The organism is Chitinispirillales bacterium (assembly GCA_031254455.1).
In the GTDB taxonomy this organism is placed as follows: Bacteria; Fibrobacterota; Chitinivibrionia; order Chitinivibrionales; family Chitinivibrionaceae; genus WRFX01.
Genome location: JAIRUI010000072.1, coordinates 1 through 19,340, shown reverse-complemented (window position 1 = coordinate 19,340; position 19,340 = coordinate 1). Strand labels below are relative to the sequence as shown.

The following is a 19,340-nucleotide window of genomic DNA, read 5'->3' as shown; positions in this document are numbered from 1 at the left end:
CTTCGGTCTTCGGTCTTCGGTCTTCGGTCTTCGGTCTTCGGTCTTCGGTCTTCGGTCTTCGGTCTTCGGTCTTCGGGAATAAATTTCGCCGATTTTTAGCGTCCCTTTTTTTAAGAATTTACACTTTTCCTTTTTTAGAACGCCTTTTTTCAACAACACAAGAAAATTACCATTCACAAAAATATTATCGAAAAATATACGCTTTTACGTTGCGACAGGATTGCTTCGCAACGCTTGCAATGACTAAAATAACTGTAACACAAAAACAGCGCGTCATTGCGAGAAGCGTTAACGACAAAGCAATCCACAAGAAAATACGAAAGAAAGAAAAGTTATAAGTTATAGCCATACTAATTAACTAATTTTTTAAGGAGGTTCTTTTATGAAGAACAAACAAACGGTTTTTATGGGAATTGTACTTTCGTTTTTTACGGCGGCGCTTATTATGGTAGGATGCAGTAAAGACGACGGGGACAAAAGCGCCAGCGAAGTCAAAATTCCCGACAACATCACTGCGGTAGTTCCGGAAGGCGTCGGAGAACTTTCGCAGGGCGACGACATTCAAACGGTACCGATTATCGGCACAAAGTTTGAAGACATCATTGACAACGGTTTTGTCGATTTGTATATGGAAGCGTTGAAAGGCTCGGCGTTTATTCCGACTGTTAGAGGGGGAAACACGCGTGCGGCTAACGACTCTAAACGCACCTACATAGGTTACGGAGACGTTTACGGAGGTGTTCGAGTAGTCCACGAAAAAGGCGGAGACCTTGAAGTAGACAAATACAGTTACGAAAGCATAGCCAACGAATTTTTCGACTATTCAAACGTTGACAGTCTGTATCTTGGCGGCTCGGTCAGTTACTTTAACGCCGAAACCAAAAACCAAAACGGCGGCGTTAACAGAATAGAGCAGTGTGACGGAACGATAAGATTTAACGGAAAGTTTAAGGGCGAGATAGTCTTTGACAACGTAGTATGTTCAAGAAAGATTGAAAACGGAGTTTCGGGCAAAGCCGTAACGACGGGAAAGTTTCAACTTAAGAGCGGAAGCGCGACTATCGATCTGCCGGATTCTTTAATTAAAGAGTTTTGCTATTCACAGTCGGAAAAGGAAGAAGTTTTAGAATCAACAGACACAAGTGAAACAGTTATTACACAGCCGTCGTTTGTAGCGGTTAGCGGAATAAAATGTGATATTTTGTCATCAATTAATGTAGGCGGCAAGATTTCTCTTTTGGCAAGCGTTACTCCTTTTGACGCAAGCAACAGAAAGATAGTATGGAGTGTAACCAAAGCAAGCATTGACGCACTTGGAAGAGAAGTTACTTTCGACACTGTGGGAACGGCGACAATTACGGCGACGATAGCAAACGGCAAGGCGAAGGATCAGGCTTATACTCAAACGTGGAATGTTAGAGTAGTCGGCAAAGACGAGTTTGTAGCGGTAGATTCTATAGTGCTTGCGATTCCGCAATACTTAAAACCAAGCGCACAAATAACGTTTGACCTTTATGAGGCGGTTATTTTCCCGAAGAATGCGACAAAGCAAACTATTTTGTGGAGAGCGACGGGAGCAAGCGCAATTACCAAAGACGGAGTTACGACGGGCTTTATATTCGACAGCGAAGGACAGGCGACAATCACGGCGACGATAGCGGGCGGCAAGTCGCAGAACTCTTCGACGACAGCGGACGGCACGGTAAGTAACGGCGATTATGTTAAAACTTGGACGGTAATTATAACAAAGGATGTTCCGGTTTTTGTCGCTGTTACGGATATAATTCTTGGCGGTTATGACACGGGAGATATATCCGATACTATTATTGTTGATTTGGGAGCGAAAGGAAACATAAACGAATTTGAGCCGACAGCGCTTCCTGCAAACGCTACGAACAAAACAATAGTCTGGACGGCAAGCGAGGGTTTGACGCTTACGCCGAATCTTGATGTTTCGTTTGATAAATTAGGAACGTTTACGCTTACTGCGACAATAGCGAACGGCGCCGGTACAAACAAGGCGTTTACCAAAACGTTTATGATTAAGGTAGTAGAAGAAAAGCCTTGCGAAGATTGCGGTAACGTTGACTTCGTATCGGTAGAAAATATTGACGGAGGTTTTCCGTCGTATGTTGTCGTCGGAGCGGGGATTCCGCTTAGTAACGGCTTTAAGGTTCTTCCGCAAAACGCCACGAACAAGACTATAGAGTGGAATGCCGATGGAAATATGGCGACGATAAACGCAAACGGTATGATGGTATTTAATAATGTCGGGACTGTTACGATTACGGCAACGATAAAACGCGGCGTGGTAGTAACCGAGAAAGACCCTGACGGTACTGTTACTGCTTCCATTAAGGACTATGTTCAAAGATGGGAAGTGGTTGTAGGTAACGAAAGCACAGGCGACTTTGTTGCGGTGAATGATATTGTGTTTATGATGTTCTCCGATTCTATTATTGTTGACGCGGGAACTAAGGCGAATATCAACGAACTTGCTCCCGAAGTTTTCCCTTCAAATGCTACGAACAAGAATATTGTATGGACAGCCGGTCAGGGTTTGACAATGACTTCCGACCTTACCGTTGCGTTCGACAAGGCGGGAAGATATACGATTACTGCAACCATAGCAAACGGAAGAGCGCCTGGACAGGCATATACCAAAATCTTTACGATTATTGTTTCGGATGAAGGCGAAGATAAGCCTTGCAAGGACTGCGACGGTTTTGTTGCGGTAACAAACATCGACGGAACTTTCCCGACGACTGTTGTTGTCGGAGCGGGGATTCCGCTTAGTAACGGCTTTAAGGTTCTTCCGCAAAACGCTACCAATCAAAAGATAGAGTGGAGTGTTGTGGGTGAAATGGCGACGATAAACACAAACGGCATGATGGTGTTTGGTAATGTCGGGGCTGTTACGGTTATTGCAATGATAAAAGACGGATATGCGCCCGGACAGGATTACGTCCTGGGTTGGACTGTTCAGGTAATGCCTAACGCCAACAGTCAGTTTGTTGCGGTGGACAGTATTGTGGCAAACAGTATTCCGAAAATTGCTGCGCCCGGAAGTTTGATTCCGTTTAATATGAATAACATTGCTACGGTGTTTCCTTCAAACGCTACGAATAAGAATATAAGTTGGGTGTTTGATGGAGCATGCACCTATAACCCATTCACACAAGATCTTGTGTTTGATAAGGGTGAGGGACTTGTCACAATTACCGCATCAATAGTAAACGGGAGCGAACTTGGGGGATCGTATTTTATGCAAACGTGGGGTGTTTCAGTGCAGGGTGCCATCGCCTATACACCGGTAACCGAGATACACTTTATGGGAACTGCGGACAAATTATTTCCTTTATCGTATACTCTTGGAGAAACTCTTGTTTTGAGTAACCTTTACCCGACAGTATATCCGGCTAACGCTACCTATAAGGATATATTATGGAGTACGGCCGATGTAACAATGACTGTTAGTTCCAACGGGGATATGTCGTTTACGTTTGACAAACCCGGTAAAGTTTTCATTACTGCGACGATAGAAAACGGATTGACAGAGGGACAGCCGTTTGTCAGGAATTATGATATTGAGGTAAAATAGCAGTGTTTCCTTTGTATTAACCATTGATGCGGTCGGAATATGACGGTTGAAGGTTTATAGTCTAAATAATAAGCGGAGTGCAGAGAGATTTGCACTCCGTTTTGTTTTTGCGGCAAATTGTATATTTGTATTGTAACATTAAAGATAGGTGAAAATTTATGGAAGAGTGGAGAGAGCGGTTAGACAGAATTGAAGCGTTGATGGAAGAGAATGCTAAAGGTTTTGCGGAGTTGAGAGAGCAGCAAAAGAAAACCGACAAAAAATTAGACCGGCTTGACGAAATAGTGAACGGGGTAAACAACAATATCGGTTATCACGCAGAGCAGTATTTTCAAAACGTATTCAAAAAGAAATTATCTTTCGGTAAAGAAACGTATGACTATATGATTTCTAATTTGGAATATAACAAAAAAGGGAAATCAGCGGAATTTGACAGTGTTTTGGTTAACGGTAAATCAGTGGCGATTATTGAGGCGAAAAACAGAATACATCCGAATTTTATTAAAGAAATAGCGTTAAATAAAGCGTCTCAGTTTCGTGAATATTTTCCCATCTATAAGAACTACGAATTATATCTTGGAGCGGCGGGTTTTTCGTTTGATAAAAGCGTAATTGAAGAAGCGAAAGTTTACGGAGTAGGAATAATCCGTCAAGTCGGCGACGCTGTAGAAATAGACGATGAAAATCTGAAAGTTTATTGAATAATTCCGAGTTGAATAAACGACGGAGTGCAGAGAGATTTGCGCTCCGTTTTGTTTTTGCGGAATTTATAGTATTTTATGTTGTTTACAAAAATCCGTAAAAGATATTCAATTAAAACAAATACGGATATTTAATATTGTAAATAAAGTATTTTAGTGTGCAGTGAGAAAAATTTTGGAAAGCAGAGCGGACAAAATGATTGAAAACAGCGTTTTTGACGATGATAAAATGAACGAAGAATGTGGAATTTTTGGAATATTTAACCATCCCGAAGCGTCGTTTATTACGTATTTGGGGCTTTATGCTTTACAGCACAGAGGTCAAGAAAGCACGGGAATTGTTTCTTCGGATAATGAAAAATTGTATCGTCATACGGGAATGGGGTTGGTTCGTGAAGTGTTTGGCAGCCGCGAAATTCTTGATAGTTTAGTAGGAAAACATGCTATCGGACATAATCGGTATTCTACTACCGGCGGTTCTTTATTGGCGAATACGCAGCCGGTTCTGATAAACTTTAAGGCAGGTCAGTTAGCGGCTGCACATAACGGAAATTTGACAAATTCCGCCAAATTGCGAAGCGAAATGGAAAACGACGGTTCTATTTTTACAACGACTATCGACACTGAAGTGATAATGCATTTGGTCGCACGTTCAAAATCGCCGACTATCGCCGAAATGATACGCGATTCGCTTGCCGCCGTCGAAGGCGCTTTTTCGGTATTGTTTTTGGGAAAGGATGCGATGATTGCGGCAAGAGACCCCTACGGCGTTCGTCCGCTTTCCGTTGGAAAATTGGGTGAAAGTTTTGTGATTGCGTCGGAAACGTGCGCGTTTGATTTAATAGGAGCGGAATTAATTCGTGATGTAAAGCCCGGCGAAGTGATGAAAATCAGCGACAAAGGGTTGGAAACGCTTTGGATACTTCCTCAAAAAGTGAAAAGGTACGCTCATTGTATTTTTGAACACATATATTTTTCGCGTCCGGATTCCATAGTTTTCGGAAACAGCGTCGATGACGTTCGTAAAGCGTTCGGAAAACAATTGGCGAAAGAATATGAAATCCCCAAAAACGCAGATTTTGTGATGGGTGTTCCGGATTCGGCGACAGCGGCTGCTTTAGGTTATGCAGAGGGTGCGAAAATTCCTTATCAATTGGGACTTATACGAAACCATTACACGGGCAGAACGTTTATTCATCCTGAGCAGAACAAGCGCGATTTCAGCGTTAAAGTTAAATTTAATCCAATAATTTCGCAGTTAAAAGACAAAATTATAGTTGTGGTGGACGATTCGATCGTTCGCGGGACGACTATGCGAAGAATTATGAAACTTATCAGAGCGGCGGGACCGAAAGAAATTCACCTGCGAATATCATCGCCGCCCGTAATTTTTCCTTGTTTTTACGGAATAAATATGTCGATAAAAGAAAAATTTATTGCAAACAACAAAACAATCGAAGAAATTCGCGAATACTTTAAAGTGGATTCACTGCACTACCTCTCAATAGACGGAATGCTTTCGGTTTTACCCAAAGAAAAACGAAAAAATTTCTGCTGCGCTTGTTTCAACGGCGATTATCCGGTTTCCATAAAAGATTGTGTTGACGGGCAGCCGATGGGGTGTAATTACTAATGTAAAATTTAATTTTGCGAGGATAAATTTTGAATTTAGCGTTTGGATTAGAAGCAGGGCTGCAACAAAAACAAATACAAACCGCACAAATGATACAGATGATGAATATTATTCAGCAAAACGCTATGCAGTTAGAACAGTATATTCGTCAGGAAATGGAAGTAAATCCGCTTCTTGAGGTTTCGCAAGAAGAAAAAAATATAGATAATGAAGATTATGCGGGAGTAAAAGACGAAGACGGAGAGTTTCGCGTAGAAGAAAACGAAATAGACAGCCAATCCTACTTAGAAGACGGGTTTGAATACGGAGACGAACTGCGAAGCGATGAAACGTACGACGAGGAAAAGCGAAATTACGCCGAAAGCCTGCGAACTTATTCCAAAACGTTTGAAGATAAATTAAACGAACAAATTCTGGATATGAATTTGCCGAAAGACGTTCAAAAAATTGCGTTTTATTTAGTCGGCGAGTTGAATGAAAAAGGATTCTTGGATATTGATTATGAAGACGTAAAAAACCGTTTCGGGGCGGATTATCAAACTATAGAAAAGGCGGTAGAGGCGCTTCAAAATTGCGAACCGGCGGGAATAGGTGCGGCGAATATTAAAGAATGCTTACTGTTACAGCTTGATAAATTAGGCTATGACGACAGTGATTTGCCCTATAAAATTATCCAAAACTACTGGGATTTTTTCACCCATGGGAAAATTACTACGATTGCCAGAAAGTATGAAATAGAGCCGTCGCAAGTTCAAGAAGCGTTTGAAATAATAAAAACTCTTAATTTATCGCCCGCCGTCAAGAACGAATATGAAAACGGTAATGAAATTATAGTTCCCGATTTAATTGTTCGTTATGAAGACGGTGAATGGAAAACCGCGGTAAACGATGAATTTTTGCCGAATTTGGAAATAAACCAGCAGTATTCGGATATGTTGAAAAGACGATTTAAAGCGGACAGAAATACAAAAAATTTTATTCGCGAAAAATATAATCGCATAAATTGGCTTATAAACGCGATTGAGCAAAGAAGAATAACTATGCTCATGACAATGGATGCGATTATTAAACGGCAAAAATGTTTTTTTACGATGACAAAAAAAGAACGATATTTGCTTCCCCTTAACCTTTCCGATATTGCAAACGATACCGGTTTGCATCAATCGACTCTAAGCAGAGCGACTAATAATAAATTTGCCGTTACGCCTTTTGGAACGTATGAGTTAAAGTATTTTTTCTCGGAAACGTTTAAGCAAAACAATGACGGCAACGATGTTTCAACGAGAAAAATCAAAGAAAAATTAAAACAGTTAATCGACGGCGAAGATAAAATTGAACCTCTATCCGACCAGCAGTTGTCTGACGATCTTAACGAACTCGGTTTATCGGTTGCGCGAAGAACCGTCGCAAAATATCGCGAACAATTGGAATATCCGTCGGCGCGATTACGCAAGAAATATGATTAGGCGTTTTTTTATAAAACTTGAAAATTAGTGTGTTGCGACAGCGTAATAATTATTATTTTGTCGCCGTATTACGAAAAGCAAAAGGAGATTTTGTGAATAAGTTTGACTTGGCGATTGTCGCCGACCGCCTTGAAGCGCTTGAAGAAACGATAATTTTTCGGATTCTGGATAGAGCGCAGTACAAATTAAATTCGGCAATTTATTTAAAAGGCGCATTTTTGCTTCCCAGTCAAACAAAAGGGGTCTCGCTTTTAGACTATATGCATAAATTCATCGAACAGGTTTTTGCACAGTTGGGAAGATTTACGACCGCCGAAGAAAAACCGTTTTTTGAATCTACGACCTGGACTGCGGACATAGGAGTCGCTCACGAAAAAGAAACCTTATGCGAGGACGCTTTGAAAAACATAAATTTAACGGCGAAAATCAAAGAACATTACGGCGATTTTGTTAACGATTTTTGTGACGCCGGCGATGACGGTGAATACGGAAGCGCCGCGGAAGCGGACGTTTCGGCGCTTGTTGCGATTTCAAAAAGAATTCATTACGGCTCTTTTTACGTCGCCGAAAGTAAGTTTTCGGCAAATCCCAAAGCGTACGTTGAAGCGGCGAAAATCGGTGAATACGAGGTAAAGAAATTACTTGTTCGCCGTGAAGTCGAAAAAAAAATTGCGGCGAGGGTCGCCCAAAAATGTAATAAAATTCAGTCGGCATACACGTCGAAATTCAGGAGAAAAATCGATCGGGAATTGATTGAGTCTTTTTATGTTAATACGATTATTCCGCTTACGGTAAGCGGAGAAGCGGAATATATTTTCAGGCGGTGTAAAAGTGAAAATTGAAAAAAACGAGGGGAAATCAGACCGGATTATACGCGTATTTATAGTTGTAATTCTATATATAACGGCGATATTCTTTGTTCAAGGAACTGCAAAAATTTTCTGTCTGTTTTTTGCGACGGCGATGGCGATTACGACAATCTTCGGCTGGTGTCCGCTTTACATTCTGTTCGGATTCAATACTTGCGGACAGGTAAAAGAAGATACGGAGTGATTTTTTATAGTATAGGTTTTACCTGATAATTTTTTGCTTTCGGAAATTTTTCGTTCCAAATTTCGACTTGCTTTATAAATTTATCGACCTGTTCTTTCGCCGAACCTATTAATTCCTCTCCCCTATTGATTACGGAATTTAATTCGTCGATTGAAAGGTTTAATTCTTTATGACACGCTAATCGTTCAAGCAAGTCGTTTTTTGATATTTTTCCGTTCCGTAAATCATTAACAGTAGAAACCGCGTTTTCTTTAATAATTTCATGGGCGATTTCTCTTCCTACGCCTTTTTTCACGCTTTCCATAAGAATCGTGGTTGTTGAAAGAAACGGGAAATAATATTTGTTTTCACGCTCAATTACCGCCGCAAAAACTTCCATCTGATTAAGTATCGACAAAAACGTTTCAAAAAGCCCGTCTGCAGCAAAAAAAGCGTCCGGTAACGCGACTCTGCGCACAACGCTGCACGAAACGTCGCCTTCGTTCCATTGATTCCCGGCAAGAGCGCCAAGCATAGTAACATATCCGGACAAAATAATGCGAAGTCCGTTTACCCGTTCGCAAGAACGGCTGTTCATTTTGTGCGGCATAGCGGAACTGCCTACCTGTCCTTTGGCAAAACCCTCGCCTGCCGTTTCGTTTCCAGCCATAATTCTAAGCGTTGTACAAAAGCTTCCCGCTCCGCAGGTCAATTGATAAAGAGCGGAAACGACTTCGTAATCCAGCATACGCGGATAAACCTGTCCTACGGCGTTTATAATTTTGGAAATTCCAAGATGTTTTGCAATTAGTTCTTCTAATTTTGCGACTTTTGATTTGTCTCCGTTAAAGAGCGTCAATTGATCTAACTGTGTTCCGACCGCGCCTTTTATCCCTCTAACTGCATAATTTTCAATAACCCTGTTTAAGACGTCCAATCCCAAAAGCAGTTCTTGCCCGAACATAGCGATTCGTTTGCCTAAGGTAGTCGGTTGCGCTGCGACGTTGTGAGTTCGAGCGGTAATCATCAATTTTTGATATTTTTTTGACTTTTGAGACATTTTTATAAGTGCGCATATCGTTTTATCGCGCATAATTTTCAGCGACTCGAAAATTTGCAGTTGTTCGACATTTTCGGTTAAATCTCGGCTTGTCATCCCTTTATGGATATGCTCAAATCCCGCGGATTCGCAAAATTCTTCAATTCTCGCTTTTACGTCGTGTTTTGTAACTCTTTCTTTTTGCGAAACGCTTTCGAGATTAACGGCGTCTTTAACCTTTTCGTATGCGTCAATCGCTTCTTGAGGAATATCCAAACCTAATTCTTTTTGCGCTTTCATAACGGCGATCCAAAGTTCTCTTTCCAAGACAACTTTTCCTTCGTCCGACCAAATTCGTTTCATCTCTTCGGACGCGTATCTGTTCGCCAAAACATTTGTTATTTTGTTCAAAATTTCTCCGTACTTCCGCTTACTTCCCGCAAAAATACATTAAATTCGTATTAATATACGGCAATTTATTATTTTATGGGAGTTTTGTCTCGAAAGGTAATTTTTTAATGCTAATAGATTTTCTTTATCAAAATATATATTTGTACATGTTCAACAGTCGTATTTTCGCAGCCGGATCGGCTTTAGTTTTATCTTTTATATTTGGAATAATTTTGTTTCCGCCGTTTATAAAATATTTGAGGAAAAAGGATTTCAACTCTGAATTGGAGAAAGGGAAAACACCTCCTGTTCAACCGGCGGGGTTTTTGTTTGTTTTCGTTATTCTTATCGTTTCGCTTATCACCGCAAGATTTAATACTATCGTAATTTTCACTCTTTCAGTTTATGTTTTATATGCAATTATCGGCTTTGTCGATGATGTAGTAAAAATAAAAAGTAAAAAAAAGATTGCCTGCGGAAAACTTGAAAAAAAATCATATTTATACAAATCCGATGGAATTTCTGCACCGCTTAGATTATGTTTGTATTTGATAATCGCGTTTGTAGTTTCAATTTTCATATATAAATTTATTCCCGATATAAACAAAGATATAACGATTCCTTTTATTTCCAAAACAAACGTTAACTTGTCTTTTTGGGAGTTTGTATTTATAGCGACGTTTACAATTGCGATTGTGGCGAACGGCGTGAATTTCACCGACGGTTTGGATACTTTAGCGATAATACCGTTAATTACGAATTTCGTTTTTGTCGCAATTGTCGCATATATTGTTTCAAGGTCAGACTGGAGTAAATATCTGTTGGTTCCATTTTCAAACAATATCGCAATCGTTGAAGTCGTTCCTGTAATCAGCGCCGCCGTCGGCGTTCTGTTTGCGTATCTATGGTTCAATTCTCCGCCGTCTTCAATAATAATGGGCGATTCGGGTTCAATCGGATTAGGCGGGTTTTTAGGCGTGCTTTTCGTTCTGCTCAAAGTGGAATTTTTTATTCCTATTATAGCGTTTGTCTTTATAGTGGAATTTATGTCGAGTTTTTTTCAAATGGCGTATTTCAAAATAACGAAAGGAAAGCGATTTTTCAAATGTGCGCCGATTCATCATCATTTTCAGTTTTTAATGAGAGAAAAAAAGATTTTCGATAAAAAAGACGATATTAGAGCGGAACTAAAAGATTGTGATAATTTGTCGGATGAAACGCTTAAAAGAATCGCGAGAAAACTACAAAACAAAGAAATAGATTCAAAAATTACTTGGGGATTTCATATAACTTCATTTATTCTGTTGGTTTTTACAGTTGTATTGTACATGAAAGTGCGATAGATTATGGTAACAGACATAAAAAGTAATTACACGTCGCCTGCAGGAAAGGAATACACTCTTGTTGCGGGGAGATTTGCGGGAATTTCGCCGGCAAGTAATATTTTGGACATAGGCTGCGGATACGGCGACGGCGTTTGCAATATCGTTTCGGAATTTCGCTGCAAAGCGACTGCGATAGATGTAAACAAAGATAATGTTGAAATAGCGCAAAAAGCGGCGCAGCAAAAAAAAATAAGTCATCTCATCACTTTTTTAACAGGCGACATACTTGAAGAAAAGTTCATTCCCCAAAAAAACTTTGACTTGGTCCTTGCCGAAGGCGGAATTTTGACAATGCTGGGCAGACAAAAAAGTATAAACCTGATTAACGATTATTTATCTCCGCGAGGTTGGATGGCGTTTTCGGATTTGATTTTACTTGTAAATGAAGAAAATATTCCCGCTGAAATTCTTAATATTTACGATAATGCGAGATTTTGCTACGAAAACGAATCAGGGTACAGGAAACTTTTTAAGTCGGCAGGTTTTGATATTCACCTAATGACGCTTGTTCCGCAAAGCGGATGGGATAATTACTACGCTCACATGTCCCGCCGTCTTGAAGATCAAACAGGATTTTTTGCAGACGTTCGGGTAAAAAAATTCTTTCATAAAGAGATGGATATTTTCTATCGTCAGGAAGGATTTAAGTATATCGGTTATTTATTCGGTTTAGTGAGAAAAGCCGAATAATCTTATTCGTCAACCATTTCGGCAATTAACTTTACAATTTCTTCGCTCGTTTTTTTGTTGCCGAATAAAAAACGCAAATTTTGCAAATCCCGTGCGATTTTTTCGTATTCTTCCGAATTTTCAATAAGTTTTTTCAAAGCCGTAACAACGTTTTCCGTTATCATTTTATCTTGAATAAATTCCGTGACAATCCTTTTTTCTGCGACAATGTTTGAAAGTCCGATAACGATTTCTCTTTTTCGTATGACGGCTTTGTAAATGAAATATGAAAGCGGCGATGTTTTATATAAAACTATATGCGGAATCGCGGCAAGCCCTATTTGCAAAGAAGCGGTTCCCGAAGTGACAAGCGCGGCGCTTGCCGTTTGTAAAATTTTATTAAAATCCGCCTCAAACTCAAAAGATTTATTTGCGGTTTCGTACAGATTTTCCGGTATATAAGCCGTTTTTGAAATAATAATTCTGATATTTTCATAAGTTTTTTTAAGAATCAAAGCGCAGTTTATCATAAACGGAAGCATTTTTTTTACTTCTTGCTCTCTGCTTCCGGGAATTAGCGCCAAAGTGAAATTTTTTTGCAGATCCCCCTGTGTTTTTTTGGGAAGCGAAAAGTAATCAAAATTTTCCAAAAGCGGATTTCCCACGAAACTTACAGAATTTATTCTCGGTTTCCAATGGTTCGGCTCAAAAGGAAAAATACATGCGATATGCGCTTTATGTTTTTGAAAGAATTTAATATATTTTTCCTTTTTCCAAACCCAAATCATAGGAGCGATAAACCATAAAACCTTAATGTTTTTTTTATTTGCCTCGACTACAAGTTTTTTATTAAATCCCGAAAAATCTACACAGACTAAAACGTCCGGCTTTTCGTCTTTCATTTTTTTTATAAATTTTTTTTGCGACATAAAGAAGAACAAAAGATTTTTTAAAACTTCCCAGTAACCCATTTTATTAAATTTTGAAAACTCAAAATCGCCGGTAAATCCCTCTTTCTTCATAGCGGGACCTCCAAGTCCCCCGAATCGAATATCCGGATATTTTTGTTTTAATTTTGCGATAATTTTTGCGGTATTTACATCGCCGCTGGCGTCACCCGCCGAAAAGAAAATTTTCATCGACAATTCCTTTATTTTGGTATTTCGGCAAAATATACATTATATTTATGCGGGAATCATATACAATCTTCATCAAAAAATCCTATTATGATTTTAATTTCTGTGGGTAAATTCCCCGCCGCTTGCGGCGATAAAAAAGTAAAATTATTCCTGAAGCGATACCCCGCAGTCTTGCTGCGGGGAGATTCATTTGCAGCAAGTACCGCCTTCGTTCGGCAGATCGATATCTAACTTTTTTATAAGTTTTTCAGAAATATCTCTAAAATCATAGATATTTTTTCCTTGTGCGCTGACGGACGCGACAATCTGTGAAGTTAATACGTCAACGATACGAATATCGACTTCGACTATGTCGTTGCCTCTCGCTATGTTTCCTGTAACAATCCAATCCGCTCCCAAAAATTTTGCCTGTTCGATTTCGGGATTGTCATACCTTCCATAGGTGTTTGACGCTTCCGCTTGTCGGTATTCCAAAACCTTGAACGTTTTTGTGTTAACAAGCGCGGTAGTAATCATTGTCGAAAGCGATTCATAATTTGTGGAAAGCCAATATCCTCCGAATCCGCGATATATAAACGGAAATACTACTATTTTCTTTTCTTGATAAATTTGCGATTTATCCGACATTTTTTTCTTTTCTTGAGAATCATAATTTTGCACGGCGTTTTGAATATCTTTCAAAATTTCTCCAAGCTGTACTTTTTTAAGCCCGTCGGCGACGGCGGAAAACCTGTCTTTTCCCGTTCCCAATCGATGTGTATTTGCGGAGTACAATTGTTTTCCGTTATTATCGGAAAGAATGATTTGAGCGACGGCGTCACAACGGACAAACGAACGCGTTGCCGATACACCTTCGATCGCCTCTTTCTGAATATCGGAAATCAAAACGGAAATTTTTACGCATCCGCATCTGTCGTCTAAAATGCCGTGCTGCGCGAGCATTTCTTTAGCCGATCGCTCAATTTCCAAAATTCCTGAATGCAGCGCCGGTGAAACTGACGTTGAAATTTGCGCCCAAATTGAAATCGGACGCATTTTTACGGAATATGAAAAATCTACAGGCGTCAAATTTTGCATATTCGGCAAGTCAAATTTCGCCTTATATTTATATGTTCCTACGACAGACGGAGACTTTTCGTCCAAAAATAAATATGCCGTTCCGTCGTTGTCGGAATACGCCGAAGCGACTTTTTTGTTTTTTTCGTCAAAAAGAGCAATTGCGAGATTTTCTATCGGCTGATCGTTTGCCGTAACTATTACCGTAAAAGGTTCTGTAGGCGCCTCTCCCGTAAACGTCGTTTGTTTGTCTCCGGCCGCCGAAATTATTTTAATGGAGTTTGCCATTTCGGCAAGCTTTATATCGATATCCGCTTTTGAGACGGGAATTTCTTCATTTTCCGTCAGAACCGTCGCCGCAGATAAAAGTATTCTCTCCGAACGGATTGCGGTGATTTTTTCGTTGGCGGAATTTAAAAGCGAAATTGCAAGGGCGACTTTTTTCTCTGAAATCGCTTTGTTTGCGCGGCTGTATGTTTTAATCAGTTCGTCCTGCAGTTCCGTTATTTTTAATTTTTGCAAAGAAATAAATTTTTCTTTTTCTAAAGCGGCAAACGCGTAAAAATTATCTCTGCGCGTAGAAGTTGCGATTATCTCTACCCCCGCAATATCGCCGGCGACAGAAAACTTGCTTCTAATACTCAAAAGGGACGTATCTGTCGATGATTTGTTTGTTAAAAGCGAAAATTCTTTGGAAATCTGCTCGGATTTTACCGTCGCGGAAATTTGTCTTTGAATTTCTACCACCGCATTTTCAGCCGCGTTTTTTTCATTGCTTCCGATTCCTACCGCCGTGAAATATTTGTTTGCGGGAAAGCGCAGCATTTGTCCGCTTTCTATCCATTCGTCGTCTTTTATCGGTTGAGCGAACAAAATCGCCGTAACCACAAAAAACAAAAAAATCTTTTTCATATTAAACCGCCTTTTTAAAGTTAACCGTTCTTTCCGGATATATAAAAATAACCGACGTCTACAATTTCTAAAATACCTTTATTTTCTCCGCCGTAAAAATCGCTTTCTTCAATCGCCTTCAAAACATTTTTTTTGTTTTCTTCTTTTACAATCATTTCGCAGCCCTCTTTTGTTTGATATGAAAGCAATTTTTTTTCTTCCGTATCATAAAAATGTCCGTTATAATCGACGCTTGTAGCGCCGCCGACTCCCGCTTCCAACGCCGTTTTAATAGTTTCTTCAAGCGAATCTTCTTCTGTGATAAGCACAAATCTGTAATGTTTTTCGCCGCCTTTCAAAATCGTCTTTGCGGATTTAGCCGACGAACGCCAATCGGTTGAACCGTGCATAATGTCTATGGAATTTATTATTTGATCCATAGTCGCTGCGTGTCTTTGCGTTTCAAGATGGATGCGAATATTCACGTTCATAGCCCTGACGCTCTCCGCCAAAATAACTCCCTGTCCGGGCGTATCAAGTTGCGCAGATTTTTTCACTACGTCGATGAGCGACTGCGTATTAGGCGGCGGCACTATAAAAAACATGATTTCTTTATTAGCCGGAACGACTATCCTCAAAAGTCCGAGTTTTTGTCGCAACCCTATTCCTTCGCCGAAACAAACGGCCGGTACGCCGTAACCCATTTCCAGAACGTTTTTTGAAATCGCGTCCGCACTGTCTCTTTGGACTATCGCCTCGACCAAGGTATAATCAAATAAATTGTTTTCTTCGCGCAGTGGAAGTTTCTTTAAAAGTTCTTCGTCGTATAATTTTTGATTTTTTACAAAAACTTCGGCGTTTTCGGCAAATATGCTTCCGTTTCCTGAAGTTTTTAGAGCGAGATGTTCAGAAATATTGGAAAGAACGCTCTTTTCGTAAATATTTGGAACGTAAAACCTGAAAATATCGCTTTGACGCGGTAAAACCATATACCTTTCGGTAAAAGGATTTATAAACCTAATCGCCTTTCTCAAAAAATTTTGCCGTCCGACTGCGCTGTAAAAATCTAAAATTCCGCAACTTGGAAGCAATTCAAGAACTTTTTTATTGAAGTCGCTGTCGATAATTAAAGTTATTTTTGAGACTTGCATTGATTTCATATTTCCGCGCCTCCTATAATTTCATAGACCTCGTTTTTATCGTCCTTTTTAGCCGGAGCCCTGTTAAGCAGTTTAATCACTATTCCAGAAATAAGAACGGTCGTTATAGGAAAAACCGAAGCCGAAGCGATTACGCCGAAACAATCTGCAACGCCGGCTTGTGATCCTATTCCCATTCCTGTAGCGATGACCAAAGGAACGGTTATCGGTCCGGTTGTGACGCCTCCGCTGTCCCAAGCGATAGAAGCGAATTCATCGTCGGAAAATATTGTCGCAATCAGCGCTAAGCTGTAAGCAAAAACAAGAAGATACATTGTCGGAAAATCGTATAAAATTCTCGCAAATCCGGCCGCTATACCGATTGCCACTCCTGCGGCGACAATATAAATCAGCATTTTGCTTTTGTAAGAACCGCCGGTCATCTCTTCAACCTGTAAACTCATCGCGTAAAGGAGCGGTTCGGCAAGTGTCACGCCGATTCCCATAACGAACATAAACAACAGAATGATGATGTATCCTATTTGCGAAGCGTTTTTAGCCCAAAGCGGCTTATCGACCGGAATATATTCGTATGTTTTCGTTTCCGAGTCGTATTTTTCTCGATTGAAAGGAATGTATTCTAATTTTCCGTTTTCTCTGGAAACAGGCATCATTTCTACAATAGAACCGTGATTTTTAATCGCTTTGACTATAATTGATTCGTCGATGCAGGCAAATGTTTCCATTTTATCGAGACGAGCGACTTCTTTGTATGCTTTTGGGAGCGCTTCTCCTGTTTGTGAACCGAGTGATTGCAATCCTCGCAGCATTCCGCCGTTAAATAGCGCAAGTCCTACAAGACACAAGATAATTCCCAAAAACACTTCGTCCTTATTTTTAATTTTCTCTTTCATAAAAAGAGTTAAGACTACTAAAAGAATTATCGACAACGGTAAAATCGCTTTTATCGCGTCAATTATCGTGCTGATTATGTTTGCTTCGTGTTCAGGCGATAGTTTTGTCATTACATCGCCTGTGTCGCTTTTTGCCAATACGGCGATTTCTTCAAATTTTTGATAGTCGTTAATTCCAAGAACTTTCATTGCGTACGTTTTATTGTTTTCGGAAAAAAATCGCTCGGGTGTTGACGCTTGCGGCATTTGTCCGCTCAAAACAAGCACCAAAATCATCATTATCAGCGCGGGAAGCGCCGAGGCAAGCATTACGACGCCGAATCCGTCGCCGCTTTTATTGTTATTTTTCCCGTTCATTGCCGAAATTCCGAGCCCAAGCGCCAAAATAAGCGGAACGGTAACCGGTCCGGTTGCGACTCCGCCTACATCCCAAACAAGTCCCGCCGCTGAAATCATACGCGGATCGTTTCCTATGAAATAAGTTAAAACGAGCATGACGGGGATAATCGAAAAAATAAAAGGTTTTAAAGATAACAGATGCAACGCCCTTATTACACCGCACAAAACCGAAAGCCCTATTCCCAAAGCGACTGCGGCAATCGTCATGTTTGTTCCGGCGTTGAGCAAGTAGTAAAGCATAGGCGCTCGCCAAGGCGATATGGAAGAACCCTGCGCTTTCAAAAATCCTATTGCCGGTTCGGCGAGAGTGGCGGTAACACCCAAAATTACCGAAAACGCTACAATTGCGTAAAGTTTCATTTTGCCAGGGATATTTCGTCCGCACATTTCTCCAAGCGGCATAATAGACAGGAACAATCCTTCTAAAAACGCCGCAAGACCTATAGCGACGACGATTATTCCTCCCGTAACCGCAAGTGCGTCGGCTATCGGCGCTTTTAGAACAAGCAATTGGAACGACGCCAAATAAAGCACTACAAAAATAACAGCCTTGAATTGTATTAAAATCTTATTTTTTACATAATTAAAGATTAAAGAAAATACATTTTGCAAAGAAATATTAACTTTACGCATAAATCCGCCGTGTCTATAAAACTAAAATATGTTGGATAAAATACGTAATTTCCCGTTATATTAAAGATAAAAATCAGATAAACATATAAAAACGGATAAATTTATTTAATTTGAAAATGATTTTTGACGAGAAAACAATAAAATTTAACTAAATGTAAAAAAAATACGCTAAACCGTTTGGAAAAAAATTATTTTGCCCGCAAAACGTTTAAAGAGAAAACATTTTACAAGGAGGTCCATGTGTCCGGCTCGGAAAAATACAGCATATCGACCGATGAAGAGAGTTTGAAATTATATCTTAAAGATATAACAAAATATAATCCTTTAACGCCGGATCAAGAAAAAGAAACCGCGAGAGAAATAAGAACGGGGGACAGGTCTGCGGAGGAACGTTTGATAAAAGCGAATTTGCGATTTGTCGTCGGCGTTGCAATAGGCTATCAAAATCAAGGACTTGCGTTATCGGATTTGATTAACGAGGGTAATTTAGGGCTTATCCGCGCAGCAAGAAGATTCGACGAAACGAAAGGATTTAAATTTATTTCGTATGCGGTTTGGTGGATTCGTCAAGCGATTTTACAGGGACTTGCCGACCACTCACGTATCGTAAAAGTTCCGTTGAACAGAGTCGCAACGATTTACGAAGTAAGTAAAACACGCGAACAGTTAATGCAAAAATATTCACGCAATCCTACGAACGCCGAAATAGCGGAAGCGATGGGAATGTCGGAAAACGATGTTATAAATTCAATGAAAATAAGCGGAAGACACCGTTCGCTTGACGCGCCTTTGCGCGATGACGGCGGCATACTTCTTGATACGATTGTGAACGAGTCGATAGAAGATACCGATGAAAGGGCGCTTGAAAATTCCAATTCGTCCGAGATGTGCAAAATTATGCGTGATTTTCTTACCGAAAGAGAATATTTGGTCGTTTGCAAATATTACGGAATAGGTGAAGAAACGCATTATACTTTGGAAGAAATCGGGCAGCAAATGGATATTACCCGTGAAAGAGTTCGTCAGTTAAAAGACGGAGCGTTGATAAAATTACGTCGTTCCCAAAAAGCGCAAAAACTTATACGTAATATTATGATATATTAATATTAAAATTAGGTTCAAGATTAAAAATTATAGGTTCAATCCTAGTTAAACAAAAATTATTTTGTTGTAATACTAGGAGGGACAATGGAAAACAAATATATAATTCGTTCAAGAATTTCAGAGCATAAATTTAGGGAGATTCTAAAGAT

General features: G+C 39.9%; 14 protein-coding genes. 9 read left to right on the top strand and 5 right to left on the bottom strand.

The features are described 5' to 3' along the window. Nucleotides 1-382 precede the first annotated feature (382 nt). The 6 genes from LBH98_04960 to LBH98_04935 all read left to right on the top strand — a co-directional run bounded on the left by LBH98_04960 (nucleotide 383) and on the right by LBH98_04935 (nucleotide 8,454). A complete protein-coding gene (locus tag LBH98_04960; GenBank protein ID MDR0304106.1) occupies nucleotides 383-3,601 on the top strand; it encodes an Ig-like domain-containing protein in 3,219 nt (1,072 codons plus the stop codon). Between the two features lie 158 nt (nucleotides 3,602-3,759). Next, on the top strand, nucleotides 3,760-4,302 hold the full coding sequence (locus tag LBH98_04955) for a hypothetical protein (protein ID MDR0304105.1): 543 nt from the start codon (nucleotides 3,760-3,762) through the stop codon (nucleotides 4,300-4,302). A 196-nt stretch (nucleotides 4,303-4,498) separates the two neighbouring features. After that, nucleotides 4,499-5,935, top strand: a complete 1,437-nt coding sequence (purF, locus tag LBH98_04950; GenBank protein MDR0304104.1) for an amidophosphoribosyltransferase — start codon at nucleotides 4,499-4,501, stop codon at nucleotides 5,933-5,935. Nucleotides 5,936-5,964: 29 nt separating this feature from the next. Continuing rightward, on the top strand, nucleotides 5,965-7,401 hold the full coding sequence (rpoN, locus tag LBH98_04945) for an RNA polymerase factor sigma-54 (GenBank protein ID MDR0304103.1): 1,437 nt from the start codon (nucleotides 5,965-5,967) through the stop codon (nucleotides 7,399-7,401). A gap of 92 nt (nucleotides 7,402-7,493) precedes the next feature. After that, nucleotides 7,494-8,243 carry a hypothetical protein gene (locus LBH98_04940; protein ID MDR0304102.1) on the top strand — a complete coding sequence of 250 codons (750 nt, stop codon included), beginning with the start codon at nucleotides 7,494-7,496 and terminating at the stop codon, nucleotides 8,241-8,243. Next, nucleotides 8,233-8,454 carry a DUF2892 domain-containing protein gene (locus tag LBH98_04935; protein MDR0304101.1) on the top strand — a complete coding sequence of 74 codons (222 nt, stop codon included), beginning with the start codon at nucleotides 8,233-8,235 and terminating at the stop codon, nucleotides 8,452-8,454. Before LBH98_04940 ends, LBH98_04935 begins: the two co-directional genes overlap by 11 nt. Before the next feature lie 4 nt (nucleotides 8,455-8,458). On the opposite strand, the gene purB is transcribed toward LBH98_04935, so the two are convergent. After that, entirely contained in the window at nucleotides 8,459-9,883 is a 1,425-nt protein-coding gene (purB, locus tag LBH98_04930; GenBank protein MDR0304100.1) for an adenylosuccinate lyase, read from the bottom strand. Between the two features lie 305 nt (nucleotides 9,884-10,188). Here purB and LBH98_04925 point away from each other — a divergent pair, with 305 nt between their 5' ends. After that, nucleotides 10,189-11,205, top strand: coding sequence for a hypothetical protein (locus tag LBH98_04925; protein MDR0304099.1), 1,017 nt, complete (start codon nucleotides 10,189-10,191; stop codon nucleotides 11,203-11,205). Nucleotides 11,206-11,208: 3 nt separating this feature from the next. Continuing rightward, nucleotides 11,209-11,937, top strand: a complete 729-nt coding sequence (locus LBH98_04920; GenBank protein MDR0304098.1) for a class I SAM-dependent methyltransferase — start codon at nucleotides 11,209-11,211, stop codon at nucleotides 11,935-11,937. 2 nt (nucleotides 11,938-11,939) lie between these two features. On the opposite strand, the gene lpxB is transcribed toward LBH98_04920, so the two are convergent. From lpxB to LBH98_04900, 4 genes are all read right to left on the bottom strand, one after another. Next, nucleotides 11,940-13,055 (bottom strand): lipid-A-disaccharide synthase, encoded by a 1,116-nt coding sequence (gene lpxB, locus LBH98_04915; protein ID MDR0304097.1) that lies wholly within the window; start codon nucleotides 13,053-13,055, stop codon nucleotides 11,940-11,942. A gap of 186 nt (nucleotides 13,056-13,241) precedes the next feature. Next, nucleotides 13,242-15,023, bottom strand: a complete 1,782-nt coding sequence (locus LBH98_04910; protein ID MDR0304096.1) for an LPP20 family lipoprotein — start codon at nucleotides 15,021-15,023, stop codon at nucleotides 13,242-13,244. 20 nt (nucleotides 15,024-15,043) lie between these two features. After that, on the bottom strand, nucleotides 15,044-16,162 hold the full coding sequence (locus LBH98_04905) for a hypothetical protein (GenBank protein ID MDR0304095.1): 1,119 nt from the start codon (nucleotides 16,160-16,162) through the stop codon (nucleotides 15,044-15,046). Then, nucleotides 16,159-18,087: a DUF1538 domain-containing protein gene (locus LBH98_04900; GenBank protein ID MDR0304094.1), complete on the bottom strand. Its 1,929-nt coding sequence runs from the start codon at nucleotides 18,085-18,087 to the stop codon at nucleotides 16,159-16,161. Before LBH98_04900 ends, LBH98_04905 begins: the two co-directional genes overlap by 4 nt. A 240-nt stretch (nucleotides 18,088-18,327) precedes the next feature. On the opposite strand from LBH98_04900, the gene LBH98_04895 reads away from it, so the two are divergent. Then, nucleotides 18,328-19,191, top strand: coding sequence for an RNA polymerase sigma factor RpoD/SigA (locus tag LBH98_04895; GenBank protein ID MDR0304093.1), 864 nt, complete (start codon nucleotides 18,328-18,330; stop codon nucleotides 19,189-19,191). Nucleotides 19,192-19,340: the final 149 nt, after the last annotated feature.